Below are 2,459 nucleotides of genomic sequence, written 5' to 3'. Positions count from 1 at the left end.
GGCGCAAAGCCGCGTGGTCAGGCGCTTGTGGGACGTTTGTACGACTTCTCGACACAGTTTGCTGGTATGCGACAAATACGTATATCTGTAGGTCTTTATATTTGCTGACTACGGGGTCAGGTAACGCTAATAGTCCTTTATCCTTCTAGGTTGTAGCTGTGCGCCTGATTTACCAGCCAGTCACGAAATGCCCTCAAAGACGCGGACTCGACCTTTCGCTCAGGAATCATCAGGTAATAAGCCTTGATGCTGGACAGTGCTTGCGGGTTGGCGATCACCAGGCGTTTCTCTTTCAGCTCACGTTGAATCAGGAACGGCGGGATCAGGGCAATGCCCATGTCGTGCATGGCCGCCTGGGCGAGCATGGAGAATAGCTCGTAGCGGGGGCCTGTCATGTCTCGCGGGACATTCAGGTGTTGGGAATCGAACCATTGGCGCCAGGCATAGGGGCGGGTGGTTTGTTGCAGAAGAGGTAGGTCGGCGATTTCGCCGGGCGTCAGACTGGTCTTGTTTCCGAGCAGGTTGGGGCTGCAAACGGGCATCGGATTTTCACCCATCAGCCTGTGGGACTCTGTACCCGACCAATCCGCATCGCCGAAATAGATCGCCGCATCGAAATCAGTGTCGGCAAACAGGAACGGTCGTGTGCGGTTGGTCAGGTTGACCGTCACTTCCGGGTGTTTTTGCTGGAAGTCCTTGAGTCGCGGCAGCAGCCATTGGGTGCCGAAGGTCGGAACCACCGCCAGTTCGATCACATTGGCACCTTGCTGGCCCATCACGGACAAGGTGTCGCGCTCAACGGCATCGAGTTGAGTGGCCACTCGACGGCTGTAGGAGAGGCCGGCTTCCGTAAGCTTGACCCCGCGCCGCGAGCGTCGGAACAGTTCCACACTGAGGAACTCTTCAAGGCTGGCGATCTGTCGGCAAATCGCCCCTTGGGTCAGCGAAAGTTCCTGGGCGGCCTTGGTGAAGCTTTCGTGGCGCGCCGCGGCCTCGAAGCTGATCAGGGCGGTGGTGCTGGGTATCTTTCTGCGCATGTACGTCAACCTCACTAATACATCGCATAAATGCTCTTTTGCGATGTTTCGGAGTGATAAATTAGCACAACACTATGCGAAATCCTCGTTTGCCGTGGCCCCGTTCCGGGCCTAGGATCAGTCCACGTTATTTGACCCGATTCGAGAGGACACACTCATGGGCGGTAAAGCTAGCTTCAACTGGATCGATCCCCTGCTGCTGGATCAACAGCTCACTGAAGAAGAACGCATGATTCGCGACACGGCTGCGCAATTCGCTCAGCAAAGCCTTGCGCCGCGCATCCTCGAAGCTTTCCGTCATGAGAAGACCGATCCGGCGATCTTCCGCGAAATGGGCGAAGTCGGCCTGTTGGGCGCAACCATCCCCGAGCAGTACGGTGGCAGCGGCCTGAACTATGTCAGCTATGGCCTGATCGCCCGTGAAGTCGAGCGCATCGACTCCGGCTATCGCTCGATGATGAGCGTGCAGTCCTCGCTGGTGATGGTGCCAATCAATGAATTCGGTACTGAAGCGCAGAAGCAGAAGTACCTGCCGAAACTGGCGTCGGGCGAGTGGATCGGCTGCTTCGGCCTGACTGAGCCTAACCACGGCTCCGACCCGGGTGCGATGATCTCTCGTGCGCGCAAAGTGGAAGGCGGCTACAGCCTCACCGGCAGCAAGATGTGGATCACCAACAGCCCGATCGCCGATGTGTTCGTGGTCTGGGCCAAGGACGATGCCGGCGACATCCGCGGCTTCGTTCTGGAGAAAGGCTGGAAAGGCCTGAGCGCTCCGGCGATTCACGGCAAAGTGGGCCTGCGGGCTTCGATCACCGGTGAAATCGTGATGGACAACGTGTTCGTTCCGGAAGAGAACATTTTCCCGGACGTCCGTGGCCTGAAAGGTCCTTTCACTTGCCTCAACTCGGCACGTTACGGCATCTCCTGGGGTGCGCTGGGTGCAGCCGAGTTCTGCTGGCACACCGCTCGCCAGTACACCCTGGATCGTCAACAGTTCGGTCGCCCGCTGGCCGCCACTCAGTTGATCCAGAAGAAGCTGGCCGACATGCAGACTGAAATCACCATGGCGCTGCAAGGCTGCCTGCGTCTGGGTCGCRTGAAGGACGAAGGGACCGCTGCAGTCGAAATTACCTCGATGATGAAGCGCAACTCTTGCGGCAAGTCCCTGGACATCGCGCGCATGGCTCGCGATATGTTGGGCGGCAACGGCATCTCCGATGAGTTTGGTGTCGCGCGTCACCTGGTCAACCTGGAAGTGGTGAACACCTATGAAGGTACTCATGACGTCCATGCACTGATCCTTGGTCGTGCGCAAACCGGCCTCCAGGCGTTCTATTAAGGAGAACGTCCATGGGCGCGCTATCGCATCTACGGGTACTGGATTTATCGCGGGTGCTGGCCGGGCCTTGGGCCGGGCAGATC

3 protein-coding genes are annotated in these 2,459 nt (G+C 58.2%); 2 read left to right on the top strand and 1 reads right to left on the bottom strand.

Annotation, left to right across the window (positions count from 1 at the left end; genetic code table 11):
- Positions 1 to 137: 137 nt before the first annotated feature.
- Entirely contained in the window at positions 138 to 1,037 is a 900-nt protein-coding gene (locus tag ACXRVY_RS24300) for a LysR family transcriptional regulator (RefSeq protein WP_223464005.1), read from the bottom strand.
- A 157-nt stretch (positions 1,038 to 1,194) separates the two neighbouring features.
- Between ACXRVY_RS24300 and ACXRVY_RS24295 the strand changes: the two genes are divergently transcribed.
- Both ACXRVY_RS24295 and ACXRVY_RS24290 read left to right on the top strand, forming a co-directional pair.
- Positions 1,195 to 2,376 (top strand): acyl-CoA dehydrogenase, encoded by a 1,182-nt coding sequence (locus ACXRVY_RS24295; protein ID WP_458238451.1) that lies wholly within the window; start codon positions 1,195 to 1,197, stop codon positions 2,374 to 2,376.
- An 11-nt stretch (positions 2,377 to 2,387) separates the two neighbouring features.
- A partial coding sequence (locus tag ACXRVY_RS24290) for a hypothetical protein (protein ID WP_458238452.1) occupies positions 2,388 to 2,459 on the top strand: 72 nt, incomplete at its 3' end.

The sequence above is a fragment of the Pseudomonas sp. P5_A2_2 genome (genome assembly GCF_054177685.1).
This window is presented reverse-complemented; position numbering and strand designations above follow the sequence as displayed.

What these genes read in the sequence shown, in the direction of transcription:
- ACXRVY_RS24300 (WP_223464005.1), bottom strand. Translation starts at nt 1,037, where the DNA reads ATGCGCAGAAAGATACCCAGCACCACCGCCCTGATCAGCTTCGAGGCC.